Origin of the sequence: Chryseobacterium luquanense (assembly GCF_026460945.1) — a bacterium.
In the GTDB taxonomy this organism is placed as follows: Bacteria; Bacteroidota; Bacteroidia; order Flavobacteriales; family Weeksellaceae; genus Chryseobacterium; species Chryseobacterium luquanense.
On sequence record NZ_JAOVZV010000005.1, the window covers coordinates 66,957 to 89,776 of the forward strand.

At 34.2% G+C, this 22,820-nt stretch carries 28 protein-coding genes; 2 read left to right on the plus strand and 26 right to left on the minus strand.

Annotated features, from left to right (window positions below; all coding sequences use genetic code 11):
- Positions 1-9 precede the first annotated feature (9 nt).
- The 4 genes from OEA66_RS06935 to OEA66_RS06950 form a co-directional block, all read right to left on the minus strand.
- Positions 10-3,534: an RHS repeat domain-containing protein gene (locus OEA66_RS06935; RefSeq protein ID WP_267280699.1), complete on the minus strand. Its 3,525-nt coding sequence runs from the start codon at positions 3,532-3,534 to the stop codon at positions 10-12.
- A gap of 9 nt (positions 3,535-3,543) precedes the next feature.
- Positions 3,544-4,335, minus strand: a complete 792-nt coding sequence (locus OEA66_RS06940; protein WP_267280700.1) for a T9SS type A sorting domain-containing protein — start codon at positions 4,333-4,335, stop codon at positions 3,544-3,546.
- Between the two features lie 20 nt (positions 4,336-4,355).
- Complete coding sequence (locus OEA66_RS06945; protein ID WP_267280701.1) at positions 4,356-5,162, minus strand: hypothetical protein; 807 nt, start codon at positions 5,160-5,162, stop codon at positions 4,356-4,358.
- 231 nt (positions 5,163-5,393) lie between these two features.
- On the minus strand, positions 5,394-6,077 hold the full coding sequence (locus OEA66_RS06950) for a hypothetical protein (RefSeq protein ID WP_267280702.1): 684 nt from the start codon (positions 6,075-6,077) through the stop codon (positions 5,394-5,396).
- A gap of 46 nt (positions 6,078-6,123) precedes the next feature.
- On the opposite strand from OEA66_RS06950, the gene OEA66_RS06955 reads away from it, so the two are divergent.
- Positions 6,124-6,366 carry a hypothetical protein gene (locus OEA66_RS06955; RefSeq protein WP_267280703.1) on the plus strand — a complete coding sequence of 81 codons (243 nt, stop codon included), beginning with the start codon at positions 6,124-6,126 and terminating at the stop codon, positions 6,364-6,366.
- Here OEA66_RS06955 and ctlX read toward each other — a convergent pair.
- The 7 genes from ctlX to OEA66_RS06990 all read right to left on the minus strand — a co-directional run bounded on the left by ctlX (position 6,363) and on the right by OEA66_RS06990 (position 14,459).
- Positions 6,363-7,289 (minus strand): citrulline utilization hydrolase CtlX, encoded by a 927-nt coding sequence (gene ctlX, locus OEA66_RS06960; RefSeq protein ID WP_267280704.1) that lies wholly within the window; start codon positions 7,287-7,289, stop codon positions 6,363-6,365. The two genes, OEA66_RS06955 and ctlX, sit on opposite strands and share 4 nt — an antisense overlap.
- Before the next feature lie 48 nt (positions 7,290-7,337).
- Positions 7,338-8,252: a dimethylarginine dimethylaminohydrolase family protein gene (locus tag OEA66_RS06965; protein ID WP_267280705.1), complete on the minus strand. Its 915-nt coding sequence runs from the start codon at positions 8,250-8,252 to the stop codon at positions 7,338-7,340.
- A 365-nt stretch (positions 8,253-8,617) separates the two neighbouring features.
- Positions 8,618-9,904: a citrate synthase gene (locus OEA66_RS06970; RefSeq protein WP_267280706.1), complete on the minus strand. Its 1,287-nt coding sequence runs from the start codon at positions 9,902-9,904 to the stop codon at positions 8,618-8,620.
- 89 nt (positions 9,905-9,993) lie between these two features.
- Complete coding sequence (gene eno, locus OEA66_RS06975; RefSeq protein ID WP_267280707.1) at positions 9,994-11,286, minus strand: phosphopyruvate hydratase; 1,293 nt, start codon at positions 11,284-11,286, stop codon at positions 9,994-9,996.
- A gap of 302 nt (positions 11,287-11,588) precedes the next feature.
- Complete coding sequence (locus OEA66_RS06980; protein ID WP_267280708.1) at positions 11,589-12,374, minus strand: sensor histidine kinase; 786 nt, start codon at positions 12,372-12,374, stop codon at positions 11,589-11,591.
- A 651-nt stretch (positions 12,375-13,025) separates the two neighbouring features.
- On the minus strand, positions 13,026-13,823 hold the full coding sequence (locus OEA66_RS06985; RefSeq protein WP_267280709.1) for a hypothetical protein: 798 nt from the start codon (positions 13,821-13,823) through the stop codon (positions 13,026-13,028).
- Positions 13,824-13,826: 3 nt separating this feature from the next.
- Positions 13,827-14,459, minus strand: a complete 633-nt coding sequence (locus OEA66_RS06990; protein ID WP_267280710.1) for a response regulator transcription factor — start codon at positions 14,457-14,459, stop codon at positions 13,827-13,829.
- A 175-nt stretch (positions 14,460-14,634) separates the two neighbouring features.
- Between OEA66_RS06990 and OEA66_RS06995 the strand changes: the two genes are divergently transcribed.
- Complete coding sequence (locus tag OEA66_RS06995) at positions 14,635-15,063, plus strand: hypothetical protein (RefSeq protein WP_267280711.1); 429 nt, start codon at positions 14,635-14,637, stop codon at positions 15,061-15,063.
- 57 nt (positions 15,064-15,120) lie between these two features.
- Here the strand turns inward: OEA66_RS06995 and rplQ are convergent, their stop codons facing one another.
- The 15 genes from rplQ to rpsN all read right to left on the minus strand — a co-directional run bounded on the left by rplQ (position 15,121) and on the right by rpsN (position 22,819).
- Entirely contained in the window at positions 15,121-15,639 is a 519-nt protein-coding gene (gene rplQ, locus OEA66_RS07000) for a 50S ribosomal protein L17 (RefSeq protein WP_267280712.1), read from the minus strand.
- Positions 15,640-15,645: 6 nt separating this feature from the next.
- The gene (locus tag OEA66_RS07005) at positions 15,646-16,641 is read right to left on the minus strand and encodes a DNA-directed RNA polymerase subunit alpha (RefSeq protein ID WP_074230972.1); all 996 of its coding nucleotides are present in this window, start codon (positions 16,639-16,641) and stop codon (positions 15,646-15,648) included.
- Between the two features lie 33 nt (positions 16,642-16,674).
- Positions 16,675-17,283, minus strand: coding sequence for a 30S ribosomal protein S4 (rpsD, locus tag OEA66_RS07010; protein WP_066679831.1), 609 nt, complete (start codon positions 17,281-17,283; stop codon positions 16,675-16,677).
- Positions 17,284-17,302: 19 nt separating this feature from the next.
- Positions 17,303-17,692, minus strand: a complete 390-nt coding sequence (gene rpsK, locus OEA66_RS07015) for a 30S ribosomal protein S11 (protein ID WP_066679832.1) — start codon at positions 17,690-17,692, stop codon at positions 17,303-17,305.
- A gap of 12 nt (positions 17,693-17,704) precedes the next feature.
- Positions 17,705-18,082, minus strand: a complete 378-nt coding sequence (rpsM, locus tag OEA66_RS07020) for a 30S ribosomal protein S13 (RefSeq protein ID WP_034678036.1) — start codon at positions 18,080-18,082, stop codon at positions 17,705-17,707.
- Between the two features lie 3 nt (positions 18,083-18,085).
- Positions 18,086-18,202: a 50S ribosomal protein L36 gene (gene rpmJ, locus OEA66_RS07025; RefSeq protein ID WP_007839480.1), complete on the minus strand. Its 117-nt coding sequence runs from the start codon at positions 18,200-18,202 to the stop codon at positions 18,086-18,088.
- Between the two features lie 65 nt (positions 18,203-18,267).
- Positions 18,268-18,483: a translation initiation factor IF-1 gene (gene infA / locus OEA66_RS07030; RefSeq protein WP_027381317.1), complete on the minus strand. Its 216-nt coding sequence runs from the start codon at positions 18,481-18,483 to the stop codon at positions 18,268-18,270.
- 3 nt (positions 18,484-18,486) lie between these two features.
- Positions 18,487-19,866 (minus strand): preprotein translocase subunit SecY, encoded by a 1,380-nt coding sequence (secY, locus tag OEA66_RS07035; RefSeq protein WP_129535101.1) that lies wholly within the window; start codon positions 19,864-19,866, stop codon positions 18,487-18,489.
- Positions 19,867-19,875: 9 nt separating this feature from the next.
- Positions 19,876-20,325 (minus strand): 50S ribosomal protein L15, encoded by a 450-nt coding sequence (gene rplO, locus OEA66_RS07040; RefSeq protein ID WP_267266464.1) that lies wholly within the window; start codon positions 20,323-20,325, stop codon positions 19,876-19,878.
- A 19-nt stretch (positions 20,326-20,344) separates the two neighbouring features.
- Positions 20,345-20,521 carry a 50S ribosomal protein L30 gene (rpmD, locus tag OEA66_RS07045; protein WP_047442249.1) on the minus strand — a complete coding sequence of 59 codons (177 nt, stop codon included), beginning with the start codon at positions 20,519-20,521 and terminating at the stop codon, positions 20,345-20,347.
- Between the two features lie 10 nt (positions 20,522-20,531).
- The gene (gene rpsE / locus OEA66_RS07050) at positions 20,532-21,053 is read right to left on the minus strand and encodes a 30S ribosomal protein S5 (RefSeq protein WP_027387203.1); all 522 of its coding nucleotides are present in this window, start codon (positions 21,051-21,053) and stop codon (positions 20,532-20,534) included.
- 18 nt (positions 21,054-21,071) lie between these two features.
- A complete protein-coding gene (gene rplR, locus OEA66_RS07055; protein WP_267280713.1) occupies positions 21,072-21,425 on the minus strand; it encodes a 50S ribosomal protein L18 in 354 nt (117 codons plus the stop codon).
- A gap of 14 nt (positions 21,426-21,439) precedes the next feature.
- Positions 21,440-21,985, minus strand: coding sequence for a 50S ribosomal protein L6 (gene rplF / locus OEA66_RS07060; protein ID WP_230636376.1), 546 nt, complete (start codon positions 21,983-21,985; stop codon positions 21,440-21,442).
- A gap of 17 nt (positions 21,986-22,002) precedes the next feature.
- Positions 22,003-22,401 (minus strand): 30S ribosomal protein S8, encoded by a 399-nt coding sequence (rpsH, locus tag OEA66_RS07065; RefSeq protein ID WP_267266467.1) that lies wholly within the window; start codon positions 22,399-22,401, stop codon positions 22,003-22,005.
- A gap of 148 nt (positions 22,402-22,549) precedes the next feature.
- Complete coding sequence (gene rpsN / locus OEA66_RS07070; RefSeq protein WP_047442254.1) at positions 22,550-22,819, minus strand: 30S ribosomal protein S14; 270 nt, start codon at positions 22,817-22,819, stop codon at positions 22,550-22,552.
- Position 22,820: the final 1 nt, after the last annotated feature.

The following is a 22,820-nucleotide window of genomic DNA, read 5'->3' on the forward strand; positions in this document are numbered from 1 at the left end:
ATCTGGTTTTTATTGTTTGTAGTTATAGTTGTATTCTTTTACTGTTTTGTAAATCAGCGTTCCATTAGAATCTCTTTCTTGCTGTTTCACTTCCTTCAGTCGGTTGGCAGAATCATATAAATATATTTCTCTTAATCCGGAAGGTAAGGTAGTGCTCGTTACTCCAATTAAAGGATCGTACGTATAGGTGGTAATTTGATACCCTGACAATGCAGAATATTTTCTGAATGCATCTAAGGCGCTAATCAATGCAGATTCGCTTGCAGGATTCGAAGCATCAAGGTCTGAAGCGGTAATAATTGCCACTGCCAAACTGCTCACTTGTGTATATGTGGCTCCCGTCACCTTGGCTATTGGCTGAGTACGGTTATATCCCCACACGATTGCAGTGGAAATCCCGTCTTTTGTAGTATACTGTAGAATATTGCCTTTTGCATCATATTGGTCAAAAGTCACTTGTGTTTCTAAAGTTGCATTCCCGAAAGAAGATTGTATTTGATTCGGAAGATAAGAAACATTACCAGTCCAGCTGTTTCCATAATTTATTTTCTTAGTATCCAGTAATTCCCCATCCTTATAACTTTCTATCTTTTCTATTTCGGATATTCTGTTTTGAGAATACAATGAGTTTCCTGAATGGTAAAAATACTTTGTTTTAAGTATACCTCCATCTTCTGTCTTTGCAATATGCTGAGAAATTTGTTTATTTAAAGGATTATATTCAAAAGATTCATTCTTTTCTAAAATTCTTGGGGCTCCGTTTTCATAAAAATAATTTGTAGTTTTTGTAGACATCAGCTTTGTCCAGCCATAAGCTTCAAAAACCGGAACGGGAATAAAATTAGGAGTATTGCTGTCCATAGGCATTCCTCCCCAGAATTCTTTTGGGGTAGAATAATTGCCATTACACATCATACAGCCTGAGTTTAAAAGCTGCTGATAGACAGCAAAGGTCTGTGGATAATTTTGGCTTGTCCCGTTATAAATACTGTTGGGTTTAGTAAATTTTACACCGGTAAACTCTTCATAATCATCGTAAGCATAAGTATTTTCTACTTCAGAAAGCTTACGTGAATTATTGTCATAAACAGTTTGCTTAATTAAGTTTCCTCTTTTATAATCAAAATCCTTAGGTTGCACAAATGGCGGACCTTGCGGGTATAGGCTATTTTGGAAATCCAGAGGAGAGGTATATTCGTAAGTTATCTTTCCTTTATCAACGCCTTCTTCTACAGTGATGTATTTGTACCCAACAGCGCTGCCCTGTGTTTTGAAAAGAGGTATATTATTTTCGGTAGTCACCATGTCGCATGAAAAATTGTAACTGTTTAGCACACCACCACATGAAGCACCAACATTGTAAGGACCGAATCTTAACTTAGCCGAAAAACTGTCTGTGTAGCGAAATAATGGTTTAGGATCTACCAAAGAACCACTGCTTAATGTTGTATTATTATCATAGGTGTATATGTATTTTTTTTCTTGTGCAGGTGCAGAAAAACCATTATTTATAGACTTATAGTAATCTGCAGGAGTATCGCTATCAAAATAACCAATTCTTCTTATTCTATTGCCTCCTCCATAAAGAAAATTATTTTCAACCGAATCTTCCGAAAAATAATGAATCCCCAAAATGTCGGTTCCATTATAATAAACATCAAGGTTTGACCATTTTACACGATAAGTCTTATTTTTTTCTAAAATAAAAGATAGACAGCAAACAGGGATTGAAGAAGGACAGGACAGACTGTTTTGAGCCACTTCCCAACCTGTTCCGTTATATACTTCCAGTGAAAACTTCCTGGTATTAAGATCTGTTAAAACGATACTGGAATAGAATACGGCTTTTCTATTTGAAGTAGACATTGGTATCACAACATGATCAACACTATTCTTATGAAAGTATAAATTATCTGTAGATAATGGCGTATAAGGTTTATTTTCGCTAAAATCTGTTATTAAATTGTTAGCTATATATGAATACTGATTAGATTCAAAATCAAAAATTGTTGCCCCTCCTGTAGGATATGTAATTTTCTGTAAAATATCTGTCGTTGAATAAGCTGGATTAGTATTTCTTTGATATTCAAATGATGTATTAATATCACACTCATCAAATGCATTAAAATATCCCCAAGAATCTTTTCCTATTCTCTTTCCAATAAAATCATTGTTTTCATATGAAAATTTGTAATTTCCTACAATCTGGTTGTTTTTATCAATTTCTTCGATTTTACTTAAAAACATTCTTTTTTCCAGAACCGTTCTGTATTCTTGGGTAAAATTATATTTTTTTATAAAGCTATTATTCCAATTAAGGAGTGTTACAGATTTAAGTGATGATGCTGTTTCCGGTAGTATAAGATTTGTATCTTCTCTGTCTTGCTGATAATTAAATTTTATTTTTCCTATTCCCGTTATATCAATCTGTGAAAGTTTTTTTACTCTGACTGTAGTTGAAGATCTGTTAAAACTTTGTACAGGAGGGAAGTCTCCACAAATATTATAAAGTTTATAAATTGTAGATAGATTATTGCCTAAATTTCCAAATTCGGCAACCCTGTAAGTAGCCTTGGTAAAACCTTCTTTTATTTCATTTTCATTATAGTGATATTCAACGAGAGTATTATTATTAGAGTCTATAACCTTTGAAAGATGAAAAGAGCTGCTAAATTCTTTATCTTCAAAAAGATGATCAATCGGAGTTAATACTTCATCATTGTCGTAATAATAATTTCTTACCCCTCCGGAATTGTTAGAGACTTCAATAATATCAAATAAATAGCTGTAGCCTCTGTCATCAAATATTGTAAATCCTGTCGGTTTGTAGGTATTGCCGTCATAATGATTAATAATTTTAATATTATAATGATCTAAAGGAACAATTTCTAAAACTCCAAAATCATTTTTTTTGATATAAAACCTTCCCGTTCTTCCAAAAAAGTTAAACTGCCAAAGATCCTGTTCAGTATCATATTTGTCGGTACGGTTTGCAGTCCATATAAATTCATTTGCAATTAGTTGATCACTTGCAGATAAATTGGGTTTATAATATGTTTTATAATCATTCAATAAATTTTTCGAAAAATAATAGAAATTATTGGTATAGTCGGAAGGAGTCGTCTGATAGATCCCTATTTTTCCGGGCTTATTTGACGATGCTAAAATCAGCTCTTCATCCGGATGACCTTTAACGGTTCTCGATACTGTACCACCGGCAAATAAATTCCACCCCAAACCTACATCACTTGATATTTCGTCTGCTGAAACACTGGATGTATGATATTTCAGACTGATGTTTATTGAGATATCTTTTGAATTTGAAGGGACACTTATGAGAGGTATAGAAATATCCGGAACTCCGGTGTAATGACTTACCGGAACTTCTTCAAACTTCATCAGTGATGATACTGTAGGAGAGGGAGGTATGATTTGTGGTAAATCTGTTGTAATATTTTGCATACCTAAGGCCTGCCCATTTACAAAGGTTGAAGATAGTATGAATATACAAGTTAATAGATGAATTTTTCTCATGTATGTATTTTATTTTTTTATCAATTTAGCATTAGCAGTTTTCTCGGCATCAGTCTTCACAACAATCAGATACGCTCCCTGAATGAGATTCTGCGTATTCATCTTCGTCACTTTATTCTTCGTTTTCAGACTTTGCAATTGTCTTCCTCCCATATCGTAAAGAATAATATCAGCTTCCTTAAAATCAAAACCAACTTCTACATAACAGTAATCACTCACCGGATTCGGATAAATCTTAATATCCTGCTTTTCGATCAACTGATCAATCTGACTGTCTCCCAGCTTTACAATCTTCCAGTTCTCTTTTCCCAATTCTTCCGCACTTGTTCCTGCCAAAACAATAGAACCATCCTTGTTCATCTTCAGATCAGAAAGTCTTTCCTCTTTCTTTCTCGATTCTCCTTTTACGTGTTTTCTCCATTGTTCATTGCCGTTATTATCGATATAAAGCATCCAGAATGTTTCATCATCGGCTTCTATTCTTCCTTCGGCTTGCGTATAACCACCCAGCAAAACGCCTTTGATTGACTGTTGTTGGTTGTCAGTTAATGGTTTTCCGCTGATCACATTCATACCCATCAGAATATCACGGTTTTTAAAATTGTAGGATTTCTGCCACTGTTCATCACCTTTTGTATTTAAAGAAATCAACCAAATATCTGTTCCTTCTTCAATTCCAACGGTCTTATTACCCGATCTTTCAGATCTCGATTCTCCGCCAATGATATATCCTGATGAAGTAAAAGCCATGGTTCTTAAATGGTCATCACCTTTACCTCCGAAATTCTTTTCCCATTCCACTTTACCGTCTTTATTCAGCTTTACAATCCAGAAATCGCCTTCGCCAAAATTTTCGGTAGATTTTGAATAATTGATAAATGATAATTGATCATTGATTTTATCATTAATCTTTTATCATTGATAAATTTTCCGCTTCTCGAGTACATTCCAAGCAAAGCACCTCCGTCCGGAGTAGGAATTATTTTTTCCACTTCATCCAAACCTCTTCCACCTAAAATTAATTCTGAAAGGACTTTACCGTTCTTATCCAATGTGGTCACCGTGACATCTTTAGAGCCAAAACCGTTGCGTGAATTCTGAACATTTCCAGCTACCATGAATCCAAAATTCGTGGTTTGAATGACAGATTTTGCTTCTTCATCCTGTGAGGTTCCCAAGGTTTTCTGCCAAAGTTCGTCTCCGAATTCATTGATTCTGATCAGCCAGATATCAGAACCACCTTTGGAAGCATCTTTTTTATCCAGCCCTTTTCCTGAAAAAGAAGTTCCGGCTAAAAGAAAACCTCCTTCCTGTGTAGCAACTGTCGCCGAAAGAAAGTCATGGTTTTGCCCTGAGAAATACTTTTCCCAAACTTCCTTCCCTTGTTGGTCAAGTTTTACCAAATGGAAATCGTAACCGTTGTTCTGTTTTTGGTTGTTAGTTGATGATTGATTGTTGTTTGCCTGAATGCTACTTCCTGTAATAAGGTATTGCTGGTCTATTGTTGTGGTGACCTGCGATAGAAAATCCTGCGTATTGGATTTAATGTCTTTCTGCCATAGCACATTCTGAGCATACAATACAGCGGTAGTACATAGTAAAAATGCACTCATGTAGAGTTTTTTCATAATTTGGTTATTATTTTTTTTGCGAATTTAACATTTTATCAACGAATTATATCTCACCGTAAATAAGATTTAATATGAATATTGTCATTTTAACGTGACAAATATATTGAGATACTGCGACAAAACTTGACGCAAGAAAATGATATGTAAATTTTAATAAAAAAGCCAATACTTTCAGTGTCCTTTATAGGGAAAAGTAGAAAGTATTGGCTAATCCTATCGATCTTGAATTTAAGAATTGGGAGTTTTAGAAATTTCGTCTGTTCCTCCTTTTTTTGAAACATTTACCAAGGCAATAAGATTGTCAATCGTATATTCGGAAGCTTTTTGCTCACCCTGAAAAATAATCTTTCCAAGTTTTGCAACATCACTGATGTACTGATATACTTCACTATACAGTTGTTTATTGACTGACGTAAATGCTTTTCTCTGCTGCCTGAAATTAGTCTGCTCATTGCTCTTTGCAGTAATCGTATTGAATGCTGTTTCCAAAACGTTTTCAGTATCCGCTTTCATACCATTAGAAATCAGAAGGGCAGATTGTGAACTGATTACCTCTTTAAGTCCTTTAAGATCCTGCAGTACTCCTTCAAAGTTTCTTTTTTTGATTTTCTTCAGAACATTACTCCCCAAAGAAGTTTCGATGTTGGATTTTTTCAATACCAGATTGAGAAGCTTAATCGGTTTGTTGATGTCATTTCCTAAAGCATAAAGATCCTGAGTGGTTTGTTTTTGCATTACAAGAAATGCATCTCCTGTTTCTTTTGCCCTCAGCTCGTCTGTTTTGTTCTGCATTCCTGCAAGGTAATCTGAAGTGAAAAGATGATTTTCCGATTGGAATAAATCCAAATCCCTAGTTAAGCTGTTTAGTAATGCATCCGCAACGGGTACATACTCTTCTTTTAGTAATCCCATAAGTGTTTTAATTTTAAAGATTGAAAGGTAAATATATGATTTTGTTGTGATATACAATACTTCTCAGGGAATTTATTCTACTGATGAAGAAGTTTGCCACAGTGAGGGCAATCAGCATGTTATTGAGCTAAGGATAATGCTTAATGAAGTAGAATTTTGTCCTACTGAAGAAGTAATTTTCTATACATCAGAAGGAAAATATTCCACTGAAGTAGAGCGAAAGCTTAGTGAGGAAGGTTTTTGCTTTACTACAGTGGACTTAAAATTAGAAAATGAATATTTTTTTTAATTTTTCTTTGGAAGGAAAACCTCCGCCAACATACATCTTGCACTTCCACCACCGTTGACTTCGATGGTATTTAGATCTGAATAGATAATTTCACAGTATTTTTCAATATTTGAAACCTGAGTTTCATCTAAAGACTTGTAAGCCGTCTGGCTCATTACCAAAAACTTTTCGCCATCTTTATTCTGAACCTGAAGCATGTTTCCGGCGAACTGCTGCATCTGCGCTTCAGAAATTTCGATGATTTCCTTTCCTGAATTTTTAATCGTTTCAATAACTTTGCTTCTTTCCAATTCGCTATCGATACAATCAAGACAAATCACTACAAATTTATCGGCTACACACATCATAACATTGGTATGATAGATTGGAAGTCTTTCTTCACCAACCGTTTGAAATGAATGAAAAACCACAGGTGTAAAATCATATTTTGTACAAAATTCTCTGAAAAGGTTTTCATCTAATCTCAAAGAAACTGAACCATAAGCAATTTTGTTATCATGATCGAAAATCATGCTTCCTGTTCCTTCCAAATAATGACCTTGGATTTCGGGCAATGACCAATCATCGATTTCAGCTACTTCAAAACCTTGATTTTTGATGCTTTCAATAATGTCTTCTCTTCGCTCTACTCTTCTGTTTGAAGCAAACATTGGATATAAAACCACTTTTCCATCTTTGTGAAAACTTACCCAGTTGTTTGGGAAAATAGAATCCGGCGTGTGTGGATCGATAGTATCTTTTATGGTGATAACGTTAATACCTTTGCTTTTCAATTTTTCAACAAAAACTTTGAATTCTGCCAAAGCCTTTGACTGAATATCTGCACCTTTTTGTTCTATTTGAAAATAATTATTTTCTGCCGTTTCTGCATTGTAATCGAATGCAATCGGCTCTATCATTAATACTGTATCTGTTGTCTGCATTTTGTTTTATTTTAAAATTATAGGATTTTAAATTATTAAATCAAAAATCTATTCTCTTACCAAAGGCATTGTAGAACATCTCAGCAAACCTCCCATTTTAGAAATCTCTCTATACGGAATTTCTTCAACGGTCATTCCCCAAACATCTCTTAAATGATTGTTCATTCTTGTGAAAGCTTTGTCTGAAACCACAACTTCCGGTGAAATAGAGAAAATATTCGGGAACATTTCAAACATTTCTTCGGCAGTAACATGGAAACAGTTTTCTTCTCCGAAAATATCTATGATTAAGTTGTAATCACTTTCATCTACAAATCCGTCTTTATAGATAATGCATTTGTCTTTTCCGATAGGATTGAATGTACAGTCTAAATGCAAAATTCCTTCATACGGAATTCTGTCGTTTTTCTTTAATTCAAGATCAATAATTCTCTTTTTAGGAAAATATTCTTTAAGAATTTCGATAGCGTATTCATTGGTTCTCGCTGTCTTATAACTTCTGTAATCTTCACTGAAACAAGTTCCGATAAAAATGAAATCATTCCAAACGATAACATCTCCACCTTCAATATGAGCAGTTTCCGGAAGATTGATAATGTCTCTCCATTTTACTTTTTCATAAACAGTTTTGTAAGCTTCCTGTTCGTCTGCTCTGTCTGCAATGACATTTGATATAATCATTTTATCGTCAATCACAAAAGCTACATCTCTTGCGAAAACCTGATTGTAATCTTGAATAATATCCGGACGAAAAACTTCGACATCATATTTTTTCAAAACAGCTTCAAAAGCATTCATTTCGCTGATGATATCTGCTTCTTTCGGATACATATTGTGCTCAATTGTATAGTAAGATTTAGCATCATAGCTATCTTCCAAAGTGGGAATTCCACCCATAGAATTGGGCTGTCCTAATACGACCGACCTCAGTCTTCCGGTTTCGTTTTTTATATTTAATTTCATTTGTAGAAATTTTTATTCTAAAGGTCAAATGCAATCGCCTTATATTGTTTATTTATCTTTAATTTAGTCAAGGGCGATTTCATAAATAATGAGAATTACGCAAATATAATCAAACGGTTGTGATGTGGAAAGCTTTTTATTTAGATAAGATTGAGACGTTTTTTGATGGTTTTGAATATTTTTGATTCTTCACTAATTTCATCTGATGAACTAAAAACTTACAGATAGAATTAATGATAATCAGCAAAAATTCAAGCACAAAATCTATGTTAAATTTTAAAATAATTTTTAAAACCTAAGTTATAGAATAACAAAAATCCCAAAGCAAAAACTTTGGGATTTTAAATTGATATGAGAAACCAATATTATCTGTTTGAAATATCGATATAATCTCTTTTTTGAGCTCCTTGGTATACCTGTCTTGGTCTTCCGATTGGGTCTCCTTTTAATCTCATTTCTTTCCATTGAGCGATCCATCCCGGAAGTCTTCCTAATGCGAACATTACGGTAAACATTTCTGTAGGAATCCCTAATGCTCTGTAGATGATTCCAGAATAGAAATCTACGTTTGGATATAATTTTCTTTCGATGAAGTATTCGTCTTCAAGAGCTACTTTTTCTAATTGCATTGCAATATCAAGCGCTTTGTCTTCAATTCCTAAAGCAGCCAATAAATCATCAGCAGCTTTTTTGATGATTTTTGCTCTTGGGTCGAAGTTTTTGTACACTCTGTGTCCGAATCCCATCAAACGGAAGCTGTCATTTTTATCTTTAGCTTTAGCTACCCATTTGTTAACATCTCCACCATCTTTTTCGATCAACTCAAGCATTTCGATAACCGCTTGGTTTGCACCACCATGAAGTGGTCCCCAAAGTGCAGAAATACCAGCAGAAACTGAAGCGAAAAGACCTGTATGAGCAGATCCTACCATTCTTACAGTAGATGTAGAACAGTTTTGTTCGTGATCAGCGTGAAGAATTAATAATTTATCTAAAGCAGCAGTTACCACAGGATTGATTTCAAATTCTTCATTTGGTAATCTGAACGCCATTTTGTAGAAGTTTTCTACATAGTTCAGGCTGTTGTCTCCGTGGTTTAATGGTAAACCTAGAGTTTTTCTGTACGTCCAAGCTGCAAGGTGAGCAAATTTAGCAATCAATAATTCTGCAGCAAGATCCATCTCTTCTTTAGACTGTACGTTAACCGCTTTAGGGTTAAACGCTGTTAAAGCAGAAGTAAGAGTAGATAAAACTCCCATTGGATGCGCAGAACGAGGGAAAGCATCGATGATTTTTTTCATCTCCTCTGCTACGAAGTTATATTTTTTGATGTTACCGTTGAAGGTATCAAACTGTTCTGTTGTAGGCAATTCACCGTGTAATAACAAGTACATTACTTCAGTAAAGTTTGACTTTTCAGCGATTTGCTCGATAGGGTATCCTCTGTAGAATAATTCTCCCTGGTCACCATCAAGATATGTGATGTCGCTTAATGTAGCACCTGTATTTTTGTATCCTAAGTCTAGGGTAATAAGGCCTGTTTGATCTCTTAATTTTGAAATATCTATTCCTCTGTCTCCGATTGTACTATCCACGATTGGATATTCATACGAATTACCGTCGTAATTCAATATAACTTTGTTGTCTGACATTATTTAATTTATTTTTTTTAAATATACTATTTATTATAAAATACGGCAAACAAAAAATTTCGTTCGCCGTTATTTACAAATTCAATTAATTATCTTTTGATTTTGAAAGCATCCAATCCTGGGAAATAAGCTGTATCACCCAAAGCTTCTTCAATTCTTAATAACTGGTTGTATTTCGCCATTCTGTCTGATCTTGAAGCAGACCCAGTTTTAATTTGACCACAATTCATTGCTACAGCTAAATCTGCAATAGTAGAATCTTCAGTTTCACCAGATCTGTGAGACATTACAGATGTAAACTTGTTGTGTTGAGCCATTTGTACAGCTGCCATTGTTTCAGAAAGAGAACCGATTTGGTTTACTTTAACTAAAATTGAATTTGCAATTCCTTCGTCAACTCCTCTTTTCAATCTTTCAACATTAGTTACAAATAAATCGTCACCAACCAATTGCACTCTGTCACCGATTTTATCAGTTAACATTTTCCAACCTTCCCAGTCATTTTCCTGCATACCATCTTCGATAGAGATAATCGGATATTTATTTGCTAATTCAGCTAAATAAGAAACCTGCTCGCTGCTTGAGAATTGAGGCGCATCTGCAGTCTGGAATTTTCTGTAATCGTAAATTCCATCCTTATAAAATTCTGAAGCTGCGCAATCTAATGCAATCATTACATCATCACCCGGCTTGTAACCTGCCTTTTCAATAGCCTGAAGTAAAGTATCCAAAGCATCTTCAGTTCCTTTGAAAGTCGGTGCAAAACCACCTTCGTCACCTACTGCTGTTGACAATCCTCTTGAATGAAGAATAGATTTCAGATTATGGAAAATTTCAGTTCCTTTTCTCAAAGCGTGAGAGAAAGAATCTGCTTTTACTGGCATTACCATAAATTCCTGGAAAGCAATCGGCGCATCTGAGTGAGAACCACCGTTGATTACGTTCATCATCGGAACAGGAAGTGTATTTGCATTTACACCACCTACATATTTATATAAAGGCATTTTTAATTCAGCAGCAGCAGCTTTTGCAGCAGCCAAAGAAACACCAAGAATAGCATTTGCACCTAAACTTCCTTTATTGCTGGTTCCGTCTAGTTCAATCATGATCTGATCGATCAAATTCTGATCAAAAACCGGAAGACCCACCAATTCCGGAGAAATAACGTCTCTTACATTTTCTACAGCTTTAGAAACACCTTTTCCCATCCATTCTGAACCGCCATCACGCAACTCAACAGCTTCATGTTCGCCGGTTGATGCTCCTGAAGGTACTGCAGCACGACCCATCGCACCACTTTCTGTAAATACATCAACTTCAACTGTAGGATTCCCTCTAGAATCCAAAATCTGTCTCGCTTCTATGTAAGAAATGTAACTCATTTTTCTGTTTATTTTATAGTTTAGACAAATTTAGTCAAAATTTAATTTTTTACGTTATTCTGAAAGCATCATTTGAGCTTTTGAGAGTTAAATTTTAGTTAATTCTGAAACTATAAAATACATTTTATTAATTCAAAGAAGAATTTTAATACTCTGGAATAAGAAAAAAATTTTAAATGCTATTTATTTTTAAAGCTTTACAATTCAAAATTCTTTTTGCTGTAAAAACATTTCAATTCTCCAAACAGTTAATTTATAATAAAAGAGCATCATAAAAATGATGCTTTTTTGCTTGAAATTAATTACAAATCTATTCTGAAAAACAAATTCGTACCGTTATCGTTAGTCACTTCGCAATGTCCTTTTTGTTCCTCCATTCTTCGCTTCATATTACGAAGCCCATTTCCTTCTGTTTTTTCATGACTGATTCCTATTCCGTTGTCTGAAATTTTCATTATGAATTCTTTATCTTTTTGAATCATTGAGAGTTTCAGGTGATTAGCTTGACTGTGCTTGTAGGCATTATTTAGTGCTTCTTTTAGACATAAAAAAAGATTTCTTCGTTGTTCAGTGGTGATTGTTTTTTCAAAAGCTATATTTTCTTCTTCGAAAACAAGTCGAATTTTTGTTTTTTTAAGAAAACTCGCTGCATACATTTTAGCATATTCAACGAAACTTCCAATAGTATCATTTCCTGAATTTAAACTCCATAGCATTTCTCTCATAGAAATATTCATTTCTTCGGATGTTTTTAGAAGTTCGTCGATATCTGTTTTTAAATCTTCATCTTCTGCTTTTTGTTTTAGAAATTCTGCCTGAAGTTTGAGTGCAGAAATCCCTGCGCCGAGATCGTCATGCATATCATGAGAAATTCGTTCACGTTCCTGCTCTATAGATTTTTGTTTTTCCAATTCTTTTTGAAGGAGTTGGTTTTGGTACTCTGATTCTTGAAGTTGTTTTTCTTTTAAGTAAAGGAGTTGTTTTCTGTTATAAATAAAAACTACAAAAACAATAAACAAAACTAAAATCATCATAATTGCTATGGCAATGATGTAAGTAATTTTTATCTCATCCTGAAGCTCATTCATGATTAGGATTCAAATATATTTTATTCTCATATTTTTTCATTCCTACATATAGCAAAGCATACATAATTATATTAATTATATTTTGGTTTACCCTAATTAATTTTAAAAATTCGGGATCTATTTTATTAAACAAAAACATGGGTACGGATCTAAATACGAAGAAACAACTCCACATTAATATTGCAGTCGATATCCAAAAAACAGGATCAGATGTAATCTTATTTTCATCAAACAACATAATTTTCTGATAAAACCAGAGTAAAGAAATAACGATGTAAAAAAAGGATATTAAAACTCCAATTGTAATATCAAAATCTGTTTTATAAAATTTTGTGAAACCAAAATAAATGAATAGTGAAGCTGTAAAAATTATATCTAAAATTCTTTTCCTTAATTTCTCAAAAATTTTCCTGTAAAAAAAATAAAAAAATACTACGCTAAAAAGACAATAAAAATTATATAAAATCCCTGTTGATATCGATCGATCTATATTTAGCAAAACATAAGAATATATTTCAAGACAAGCTGTAACTATAATATAAACATTCAAAAATTTTAGCCCTGCAAATCCATATTTTTTGAAATCAAATACTGATTTAAGAGCCAGCAAAAATAATACTGAATAATACGTGATCTCAATAATTAAAGAAATCATGGCCTCAAGCTTCCCATATCGTAAAAGTCAGTTCCTGAATCGAAAACCAAGGTTAGTTGTCTTACTCTTGATGCAAAATGTTCTTCATACAATGCTACATTAAGTTGGTCACCCAAATTATTTTCTTCAATAATTGCCAGTACATCACTTACTTCACACATATGAACATCAAACTTAGAACTTGTTACTTTTCCCAATGTATCTTTCAAATCTGCTATATCATAAACAACAGAATTTGTATTTTCTCCGGATGGACTTGAAAAATATTGTTTAAGCTTCAAATCATAACCATTATCATATAGATTCTTATATTCTGAAAATACTTGATCACTAATTTTCAAATCGTCTAAGGTTTGATCACTTTTCGCATTCATAATTAAATAATTATTCTCAGCAATAGTCTGCTCATTATTTGACTGTAAAGATGCAACCATATAAATCATTCCACCGGTTATCCTTGGATTTACATCAAGTTTTGGATGATTTGAATCTATTTCTACTAAAGTAAAATTGAGCTTTACAGCATTATTTTCTTCCATAACCTCACAAATTTCTCTCAGCAAATTGCAATTTACTTGGTAAACTCCATTGCTGTTATAGTTTACAAAATTTTTATTCAAAAAAGGAAGCATCCCATTTTTTGCCTTCTCGATAAAGCTTTCGGCCACAATACAATCAATAGGAAGAAGCGGATGACCATCAACCAACTGACTAAATTTATTTCCAATAGGTCTTTTTTGATGACTGGTTTTTTCTACGTTGGTTTCATGGTTTGAGTCGTTTAAATTGCTCATGTTTTAGTTTTTAAAATGGTTAAATTTATTTATAGCTTCAACTTTATTATTGACCTGAAGCTTTCGGTATATATTTCCGACGTGTTTTTTTACGGTATCAATACTTACAAATATTTTATCTGCAATCTCTTTATATAAAAGTCCTTTAGACAAAAGTTCTACGATTTCTGTTTCACGCTTTGTAAGTTCTTCAAAGTCTTTTACTTCAATTGTTTTCTTCTCAAAATGAGATAAAACTTTTCTGGCAATTGAAAAACTCATTGGCGCACCGCCACTGTAAACGTCACGGATTGATGATAGAATCTTATCCATACTTTCACCCTTAATCAAATAACCCGTTGCCCCGGCTTTTAGAGAATTGAAAATCATTTCGTCATCTTCAAAACTTGTGCACATAATAAATTGTGTTGAAGGTAAATCTTTTTTCAACTTTGTGATAATTTCTATACCAAGCATATCCTGTAATTGAATATCCATCATCACAACATCCGGAGAAATCTCTGATAAATTTTTGAGCGCAGCATTTCCGTCAAAAAACTGAGCAATTACCTTCATATCAGCTTGGTAATCGATGATTTTCTTCAACGCATTGTTGTAGTTTTTTTCGTCTTCTACTATGGCTATGGAAATGCTCATGTTTATGATTTTGTTAAAACAAATTTCATTAAAAAACAAAGCAGAATCAATTACACCTTTGGGTAATTTTTAAAGTTTTGAGTTTTCCGTTATTGGTTTGTTTTTTGTTTTTATTAAATTTAAAGAAATTTCTACAAATAGAAAATTAATTTAAATTAATAATAAAATAAACTGAATGAAAAAAGGACTTATACTATCCATTGGAATTTTGACTCTTTCGTTATCAAGCTGTAAAAAGTCAGAAGAGGGAAATAAAGGAATTATTAAAGCTGATTCTGCAAACACTCAAGTTCTTGCCGATAACGGAGCAATTGATTCTACGATTGCTTACAATACAGATATTAACGGCAATAAAAGCATAAAAACAGATTACGTTTACAAGGCAACAGACGGAACTTTGGTAAAAGTAGTATTTAATTACGATCCTAAAAGCAGAAATGTTTCGATCACGAATAACAAGAAAACCTTTGTTTTGGATAAATCTGAAGCAAAAGTAAATGAAACTATTTATCAAAAAGATGATATGAAAGCTACCGTAAAAGGTGATAGTTTAATTATTCATCAAGGCGAGAACATTATTGAATTGGTAAAAACCAAAATATAAAAAACAAAAAAACCGCTCAGAAATCTGAACGGTTTTTTTTATATATCTGTAAGAATATTATTCTCCAGCTTTTTCTTCAGTAGAATCAGTTGATTCAGCTTTAGCCTCTTCAACTTTTTCTTCTACTGCAGGAGCTTCAACAGCTACTTTTGCAGTAGAAGTAGATCTTCTACTTCTTCTTGTCGTCTTTTTCTCATCAGCATTAGGATTGTAAAGTTCGTTGAAATCAACAAGCTCGATAAGAGCCATGTCTGCAGCATCACCTTGTCTGAAACCAGTCTTGATGATTCTTGTATATCCACCGTTTCTTTCTGCGATTTTAGGAGCTACTGTTCTGAAAAGTTCAGTAACTGCTTCTTTACTTTGAAGATATGCAAAAACAATTCTTCTATTGTGTGTAGTATCTTCTTTTGCCTTTGTTAATAAAGGTTCAACATATACTCTTAAAGCTTTAGCTTTAGCTACAGTAGTGTTGATTCTTTTATGCTCAATTAGAGAACAAGCCATATTAGAAAGTAAAGCGCTTCTGTGCGAAGACGTTCTTCCTAAGTGATTGAATTTTTTACCGTGTCTCATTATTATTTAATTATCAGCGTCTAATTTATATTTTGCAACGTCAAAACCGAAGTTAAGACCTTTTGAATGCACCAATTCTTCTAGTTCTGTCAAAGATTTTTTACCAAAATTTCTGAATTTCATCAAATCAGACTTACTGTAAGAAACAAGCTCACCAAGAGTTTCTACTTCAGCTGCTTTCAGACAGTTTAGGGCTCTTACAGAAAGATCCATATCTGCTAATTTAGACTTAAGTAATTGTCTTGTATGAAGAGTTTCTTCATCGTACTGGATAGATGCTTTTACAGCTTCAGTCTCCAAAGTGATTCTCTCATCAGAGAACAACATGAAGTGATAAATTAATATCTTAGAAGCTTCAGTTAAAGCATTCTGAGGGCTGATTGAGCCATCAGTTTCTATATCTAATACAAGTTTTTCGTAGTCTGTTTTTTGCTCTACACGGTAATTTTCAATACTATACTGTACTTTTTTGATCGGCGTAAAGATAGAATCAATAGCAATAGTACCTACAGGTGCATTGTTTGACTTGTTTTGTTCAGAAGGTACATACCCTCTTCCCTTTTCTATGTTGAACGTAATTTCAAAAGTAACATCAGAGTTTAGGTTACAGATCATCAAATCTGGATTCAAGATCTCAAATCCGTTGATAGACTGTCCTAAATCTCCAGCAGTAATTACAGTTTGACCAGAAACTTTAGCAACAACCTGCTCTGAAGCTTGGTTTTCTGCTGTAGCTTTAAGTCTCACCTGCTTAAGGTTAAGAATAATTTCGGTAACGTCTTCGATTACTCCTGGAATAGTTGAAAATTCGTGCTCTACACCTTCTATTTTGATAGATGAAATAGCGTATCCTTCCAGAGAAGAAAGCAACACTCTTCTCAAAGCATTACCGATTGTAAGCCCGAAACCTGGTTCTAAAGGACGAAATTCGAATTGACCTTTAAATTCATCAGAGTTAAGTAGAATTACTTTATCGGGTTTTATGAATTGTAAAATTGCCATATTATTGGGTTGAGCAAAAAATTGATTAAAAAATTATTTAGAGTAAAGTTCGACGATAAGCTGTTCCTTGATGTCTTCCGGGATTTGGATTCTTTCAGGAGCAGAAATGAAGGTACCTTCTTTTTTCTCGTCGTTGAATTGTAACCACTCATAGTTTGCTTTTGATGCCAAAGCATCAGCAACTACTTCAAGAGACTTAGATTTCTCTCTTACAGCGATTACATCACCAGCTTTTACTAAATAAGATGGAATGTTAAGAATCTCACCATTCACAGTGATGTGTCTGTGAGAAGTTAACTGTCTTGCTCCAGATCTAGTTTTAGCAAAACCTAATCTGTAAACAACGTTATCCAATCTTGATTCGCAAAGCTGTAATAGAACTTCACCTGTTACACCTTTACTTCTGTGCGCTTTTTCGAATAAGTTAGCAAACTGTCTTTCTAAAATACCGTAAGTATATTTAGCTTTTTGCTTCTCCATCAACTGGACAGCATATTCTGATTTCTTTGCTCCTCTTCTTTTGTTAACGCCATGTTGTCCTGGCGGTTGGTTTTTTCTTTTCTCGAAGTTTTTATCATCTCCGTAGATTGCAGCACCAAACTTTCTAGCAATCTTAGTTTTAGGTCCAATATATCTTGCCATAATGGGTAAATTCTAAAAATTAAACTCTTCTTCTTTTCGGTGGTCTACATCCATTGTGCGGCATAGGAGTAACGTCGATAATTTCGCTTACTTCAATACCTGAATTGTGAATTGTTCTGATTGCAGATTCTCTACCTGCACCTGGACCTTTCACATACACCTTTACTCTTCTAAGACCAGCTTCGTGAGCTACAGTAGAGCAATTTTCTGCTGCCATTTGAGCAGCAAAAGGAGTGTTCTTTTTAGAACCTCTGAAACCCATTTTACCGGCAGATGCCCAAGAGATAACTTCTCCGCTTTTATTTGTTAAAGAAATGATGATGTTATTGAAAGAAGCTTGAATATGCGCTTCACCAATAGCCTCAACTTTTACTTTTCTTTTTTTAACTACTTTAGTTTGTTTTGCCATAATTCCTAACGATTATTTACTTGCTTTTTTCTTGTTAGCAACTGTTTTTCTCTTTCCTTTACGGGTTCTAGAGTTGTTTTTCGTTCTCTGGCCTCTTAAAGGTAGTCCTAGTCTGTGACGTATTCCTCGTTGGCATCCTATGTCCATTAATCGCTTAATGTTCAATTGCACTTCAGATCTAAGCTCTCCTTCCACTTTAATGTTTTCTGAGATATAAGTTCTAATTGCAGCCAATTCATCGTCATTCCATTCGTTGACTTTCTTGTCTTCGCTGATACCGGCAGCCTTAAGGATTTCAGAAGAAGTACTTCTTCCAACTCCATAAATATAAGTCAATCCGATAACACCTCTTTTGTTTTTTGGTAAATCAATACCTGAAATTCTCGCCATAATTTAGCCTTGTCTTTGTTTAAATTTTGGGTTTTTCTTGTTGATTACGAAGAGTACACCTTTTCTGCGTACAATCTTGCAATCAGCACTTCTTTTTTTAATTGATGCTCTAACTTTCATTTGAAATATTTATATTTTTTTAACAATAGCCAAATGGAGATCAGAAGATTCCACTTGGCGTTTGTTTAATATCTAAATGTAATTCTCCCCTTCGAAAGATCGTAAGGAGACATTTCTAATTTTACCTTATCACCAGGTAATAGTTTAATATAATGCATACGCATTTTACCAGAGATATGAGCGATAAGAATATGCCCATTTTCTAACTCTACACGGAATTGCGCATTCGAAAGTGCTTCCGTAATAACGCCATCCTGCTCGATATGTTTCTGTTTTGCCATAAATTAATATCCAGTCGATCTTGATAATTTAGACTGCATTAAGCCATCATAATGATGATTCAGCAGATAAGTGTTAATCTGTTGAACAGTATCTAATACTACTCCAACCATAATTAGCAACGAAGTTCCCCCGAAAAATAGGGCGAACGCATCTGTCTGAACAAGACTTCCATGCACTATTGCTGGAAGGACTGCAAAGATAGATAAAAATATTGCACCTGGCAAAGTAATTTTTGATAAAATATCATCCAAATAATCAGCGGTTTCTTTACCGGGTCTTACTTTAGGTACCAAACCTCCGTTTCTCTTTAAATCATCGGCCATTTGGTTTACCGGAATAGTAATTGCGGTATAGAAAAATGAAAAGATAATAATCAGTAATGCAAACAATACATTGTATTGCCAGCTGAAAACATTTTTGAAACCAGCAAGAAAAGTATTGGACTCATCAAATTTAGTCAACAAACCAGGTACGAACATCAATGCCTGCGCAAAGATAATCGGCATTACACCGGCTGCATTTACTTTTAATGGAATCCACTGTCTTGCTCCCTGCATAAGATTTTTATTTACACCTCCTCTTGCCTGAGCTCTGCTTACATACTGAATAGGGATTTTTCTTACTGCAACAGATAGTACTACTGCTAAAAGAACCACCAACATCCAGAATATTACTTCAACAAGGATCATGATTGAACCTAATCCTCCTTTTCCGTTTTGTACTGCGATTTCCTGTACAAATGCTTCTGGTAATCTAGATAAAATACCTACCATAATAAGGATAGAAATACCATTTCCAATACCTTTATCGGTAATTTTTTCACCCAACCACATTGCAAATACAGATCCACCTACCAAGATTACAATACTTGGCAACCAGAACATAATAGAATTAGGATCTACAAAATATGCAGACTGGAACTGAGCATAAGGTAAGAACAATTGAGTAATAGAAGTTAAATAAGAAGGCGCCTGTACAAGACAAACCCCAATTGTTAACCATCTAGTAATTTGATTCAATGTATTTCTACCAGATTCTCCGTCTTTTTGAAGTTTCTGAAGATAAGGAATAGCCATCCCCATCAACTGAACAATAATAGAAGCAGAAATGTAAGGCATAATACCTAACGCCATTACAGAAGCGTGGCTGAAAGCTCCTCCTGTAAACGACGAAAGCAAGCCAAGGAGACCTGCTCCTTGCTTGTTACCGCCTTGATTTTTATAATGCTCTAAGAGATCACCTACCTCTGCAAGGTTAATTGCGGGAAGTGAGATGAAAGATGCGAATCTATACACAAGGATAATACCCAAAGTAAAGAGAATCTTATCTCTCAATTCTTTAAGGCTCCAAATATTTTTGAGGGTTTGTATAAATTCTTTCATTAGTAATTATTATAAAGTAATTGCTTGACCACCTGCTTTAGCAATAAGCTCTTGAGCAGATTTAGTGAATTTGTCAGCTGTAATTGAAACCGCAGATTTCAATTCTCCTCTACCCATAATTTTCACTAATTCGTTTTTAGTAGCTAAACCGAATTGTACCAAAACTTCTTTTGTAATATCTCCTGTTACAGATTTATTTTCAATTAAAATTTGGATATCATCCAGGTTGATAGCTCTAAATTCTTTTCTGTTTACGTTTTTGAAACCAAACTTAGGTAATCTTCTTTGTAAAGGCATCTGTCCACCTTCGAAACCAATTTTCTGAGAATAACCAGCTCTAGCTTTTTGACCTTTATGACCTTTTGTAGAAGTACCTCCTTTTCCACTACCTTGTCCTCTACCAATTCTTTTTGAACTAAATGTAGAACCTGCAGCAGGCTTTATGTTGTTTAAATTCATTTTAAAATTATTTTAAAAATTATTTTTGAACTTCAAGTAAGTGGCTAACTGCAGCTATCATTCCTAAAATAGAAGGTGTAGCTTCGTGCTCGATAACTTGGTGAAGTTTCTTAAATCCTAATGCTTCAAGCGTTCTCTTTTGGGTTTTTGTTCTACCAATAGCGCTTCTTACTTGCTTTACTTTAATTGTTGCCATTGTTTATTTATTAACCGTTAAACACTTTAGTTAGAGAAACTCCTCTCATTCTTGCAATTTCTTCAGGTCTTCTGATGTCTAACAATGCTTTGAAAGTTGCCTTTACCACATTGTGAGGGTTTGAAGATCCTTTAGATTTTGAAAGGATATCGTGAACACCAGCAGATTCTAGTACCGCTCTTACCGCACCACCTGCGATAAGCCCTGTACCGTGAGAAGCAGGTCTCAAGAAGATATCTGCACCACCGTATCTAGCAGAAGTTTGGTGAGGGATAGTATGATTCATTACAGGAACTTTTACTAAGTTTTTCTTAGCATCTTCTACCGCTTTAGCAATAGCAGAAGCAACTTCCTTAGATTTTCCTAAACCAAAACCGATAGTTCCAGCTTCGTCTCCTACAACAACAATTGCAGAAAATCCGAAAGCTCTACCTCCTTTAGTTACTTTTGTTACTCTATTAACAGCTACGAGACGATCTTTTAATTCTAATCCTCCCGGTTTTACTCTTTCTATATTATCTAGTCCTAACATATTTCCGAAATTTAATGATTAGAATTTAAGTCCTCCTTCTCTCGCTCCGTCAGCTAAAGCTTTCACTCTACCGTGGTAAACGAATCCGTTTCTATCAAATACAATAGTTTCGATTCCTGCAGCAAGGGCTTTAGCAGCAATTGCTTTACCTACAGCAGCAGAAACTTCACTTTTTGTTCCGTTAGCGTCTACTCCTTTCTCTCTAGAAGAAGCTGAAGCTAAAGTTTTTCCGTCTTTATCGTTGATTAACTGAGCGTAAATTTCCTTATTACTCTTGTATACAGATAATCTTGGCAAATCAGCAGATCCAGAGATTTTTCCTCTTACTCTTCTTTTGATTCTTATTCTTTTTTCTAATTTACTTAGTGCCATTTTCTTAAATTTTATTAAGCAGATTTACCAGCTTTACGTCTTACAATTTCTCCTACGAATTTCACACCTTTTCCTTTGTATGGCTCAGGTTTTCTGAAAGATCTGATCTTTGCAGCTACCATCCCTAAAAGTTGGTTATCGTGAGACGTTAAAGTAATAATTGGGTTTTTACCTTTTTCAGTCAATGTATCAACTTTCACTTCACTTGGAAGTTCTAATACGATACCGTGAGAGAATCCTAAAGCTAGCTCAAGTTTTTGACCTGCGTGAGAAGCTCTGTATCCTACCCCTACTAATTCTAGTTTCTTTTCGAAACCTGTGTTTACACCAAGGATCATATTAGCGATTAACGCTCTGTATAAACCGTGAAGTGCTCTGTGTTGTTTAGCATCAGATGGTCTGTTAACAGTTAACGTACCTTCGTTTTGCTCAATAGTAATTCCTTCTGTAAGCTCCTGAGAAAGTTCTCCTTTAGGACCTTTTACTGTAACTACACCTTCTTTTTCAGAAACTGTGATACCAGCTGGAATTGTTATAATTGCTTTACCAATTCTTGACATTTTCCTTTGATTAAAAATTAATAAACATAGCAGATTACTTCACCGCCTACTTTCTCTTCTCTAGCTTTCTTGTCAGTCATTACTCCTTTAGAAGTAGAGATGATAGAAATACCCAAACCGTTTAGTACTCTTGGAAGTTCACCTGAACCTTTGTACTGTCTCAAACCTGGTCTAGAAGCTCTTTGGATAGACTTAATAGCTGGTTTGTTAGTTTGCTTATCGTACTTCAAAGCGATTTTGATGTTTCCTTGAACAGCGTTATCTTCAAACTTAAAGTTTAAGATATACCCTTGATCAAATAAAATCTTTGTAATCTCCTTTTTGATTTTCGATGCAGGAATTTCCACCACTTTGTGGCCTGCGCTTTGTGCGTTCCTTACTCTAGTCAGGAAATCTGAAATTGGATCTGTTACCATTTCTTTGTTTTAAATTATTGGTTAAAGAACAATCAGTATTGAAAAGACTTGAAGATTAAAATATCAGACTTCAGAAAAACCTCGGTCTGATATTTATTTCTTTAGTATCTCGACAACTTAATTGTCCCGATTTTTTAATTAGTAATTATTACCAACTAGCTTTTTTAACTCCCGGGATAAGACCGTTATTTGCCATTTCTCTGAAAGTTACTCTAGAAATACCAAACGTTCTCATGTATCCTCTTGGTCTACCTGTCAATTTACATCTGTTGTGTAATCTTACAGGAGAAGCATTTTTTGGTAATTTCTGAAGTCCTTCATAATCACCAGCTTCTTTTAAAGCTTTTCTTTTCTCAGCGTATTTAGCTACAGTAGCTTCTCTTTTGCGCTCACGCGCTTTCATTGATTCTTTAGCCATT

Coding starts and splice junctions, on each gene's coding strand:
- OEA66_RS06935 (WP_267280699.1), bottom strand. CDS start 3,534: ATGAGAAAAATTCATCTATTAACTTGTATATTCATACTATCTTCAACC.
- OEA66_RS06945 (WP_267280701.1), bottom strand. CDS start 5,162: ATGAAAAAACTCTACATGAGTGCATTTTTACTATGTACTACCGCTGTA.
- OEA66_RS06950 (WP_267280702.1), bottom strand. CDS start 6,077: ATGGGATTACTAAAAGAAGAGTATGTACCCGTTGCGGATGCATTACTA.
- ctlX (WP_267280704.1), bottom strand. CDS start 7,289: ATGCAGACAACAGATACAGTATTAATGATAGAGCCGATTGCATTCGAT.
- OEA66_RS06965 (WP_267280705.1), bottom strand. CDS start 8,252: ATGAAATTAAATATAAAAAACGAAACCGGAAGACTGAGGTCGGTCGTA.
- OEA66_RS06970 (WP_267280706.1), bottom strand. CDS start 9,904: ATGTCAGACAACAAAGTTATATTGAATTACGACGGTAATTCGTATGAA.
- eno (WP_267280707.1), bottom strand. CDS start 11,286: ATGAGTTACATTTCTTACATAGAAGCGAGACAGATTTTGGATTCTAGA.
- OEA66_RS06980 (WP_267280708.1), bottom strand. CDS start 12,374: ATGAATGAGCTTCAGGATGAGATAAAAATTACTTACATCATTGCCATA.
- OEA66_RS06985 (WP_267280709.1), bottom strand. CDS start 13,823: ATGAGCAATTTAAACGACTCAAACCATGAAACCAACGTAGAAAAAACC.
- OEA66_RS06990 (WP_267280710.1), bottom strand. CDS start 14,459: ATGAGCATTTCCATAGCCATAGTAGAAGACGAAAAAAACTACAACAAT.
- OEA66_RS06995 (WP_267280711.1), top strand. CDS start 14,635: ATGAAAAAAGGACTTATACTATCCATTGGAATTTTGACTCTTTCGTTA.
- rplQ (WP_267280712.1), bottom strand. CDS start 15,639: ATGAGACACGGTAAAAAATTCAATCACTTAGGAAGAACGTCTTCGCAC.
- OEA66_RS07005 (WP_074230972.1), bottom strand. CDS start 16,641: ATGGCAATTTTACAATTCATAAAACCCGATAAAGTAATTCTACTTAAC.
- rpsD (WP_066679831.1), bottom strand. CDS start 17,283: ATGGCAAGATATATTGGACCTAAAACTAAGATTGCTAGAAAGTTTGGT.
- rpsK (WP_066679832.1), bottom strand. CDS start 17,692: ATGGCAAAACAAACTAAAGTAGTTAAAAAAAGAAAAGTAAAAGTTGAG.
- rpsM (WP_034678036.1), bottom strand. CDS start 18,082: ATGGCGAGAATTTCAGGTATTGATTTACCAAAAAACAAAAGAGGTGTT.
- rpmJ (WP_007839480.1), bottom strand. CDS start 18,202: ATGAAAGTTAGAGCATCAATTAAAAAAAGAAGTGCTGATTGCAAGATT.
- infA (WP_027381317.1), bottom strand. CDS start 18,483: ATGGCAAAACAGAAACATATCGAGCAGGATGGCGTTATTACGGAAGCA.
- secY (WP_129535101.1), bottom strand. CDS start 19,866: ATGAAAGAATTTATACAAACCCTCAAAAATATTTGGAGCCTTAAAGAA.
- rplO (WP_267266464.1), bottom strand. CDS start 20,325: ATGAATTTAAACAACATAAAGCCTGCTGCAGGTTCTACATTTAGTTCA.
- rpmD (WP_047442249.1), bottom strand. CDS start 20,521: ATGGCAACAATTAAAGTAAAGCAAGTAAGAAGCGCTATTGGTAGAACA.
- rpsE (WP_027387203.1), bottom strand. CDS start 21,053: ATGTTAGGACTAGATAATATAGAAAGAGTAAAACCGGGAGGATTAGAA.
- rplR (WP_267280713.1), bottom strand. CDS start 21,425: ATGGCACTAAGTAAATTAGAAAAAAGAATAAGAATCAAAAGAAGAGTA.
- rplF (WP_230636376.1), bottom strand. CDS start 21,985: ATGTCAAGAATTGGTAAAGCAATTATAACAATTCCAGCTGGTATCACA.
- rpsH (WP_267266467.1), bottom strand. CDS start 22,401: ATGGTAACAGATCCAATTTCAGATTTCCTGACTAGAGTAAGGAACGCA.
- rpsN (WP_047442254.1), bottom strand. CDS start 22,819: ATGGCTAAAGAATCAATGAAAGCGCGTGAGCGCAAAAGAGAAGCTACT.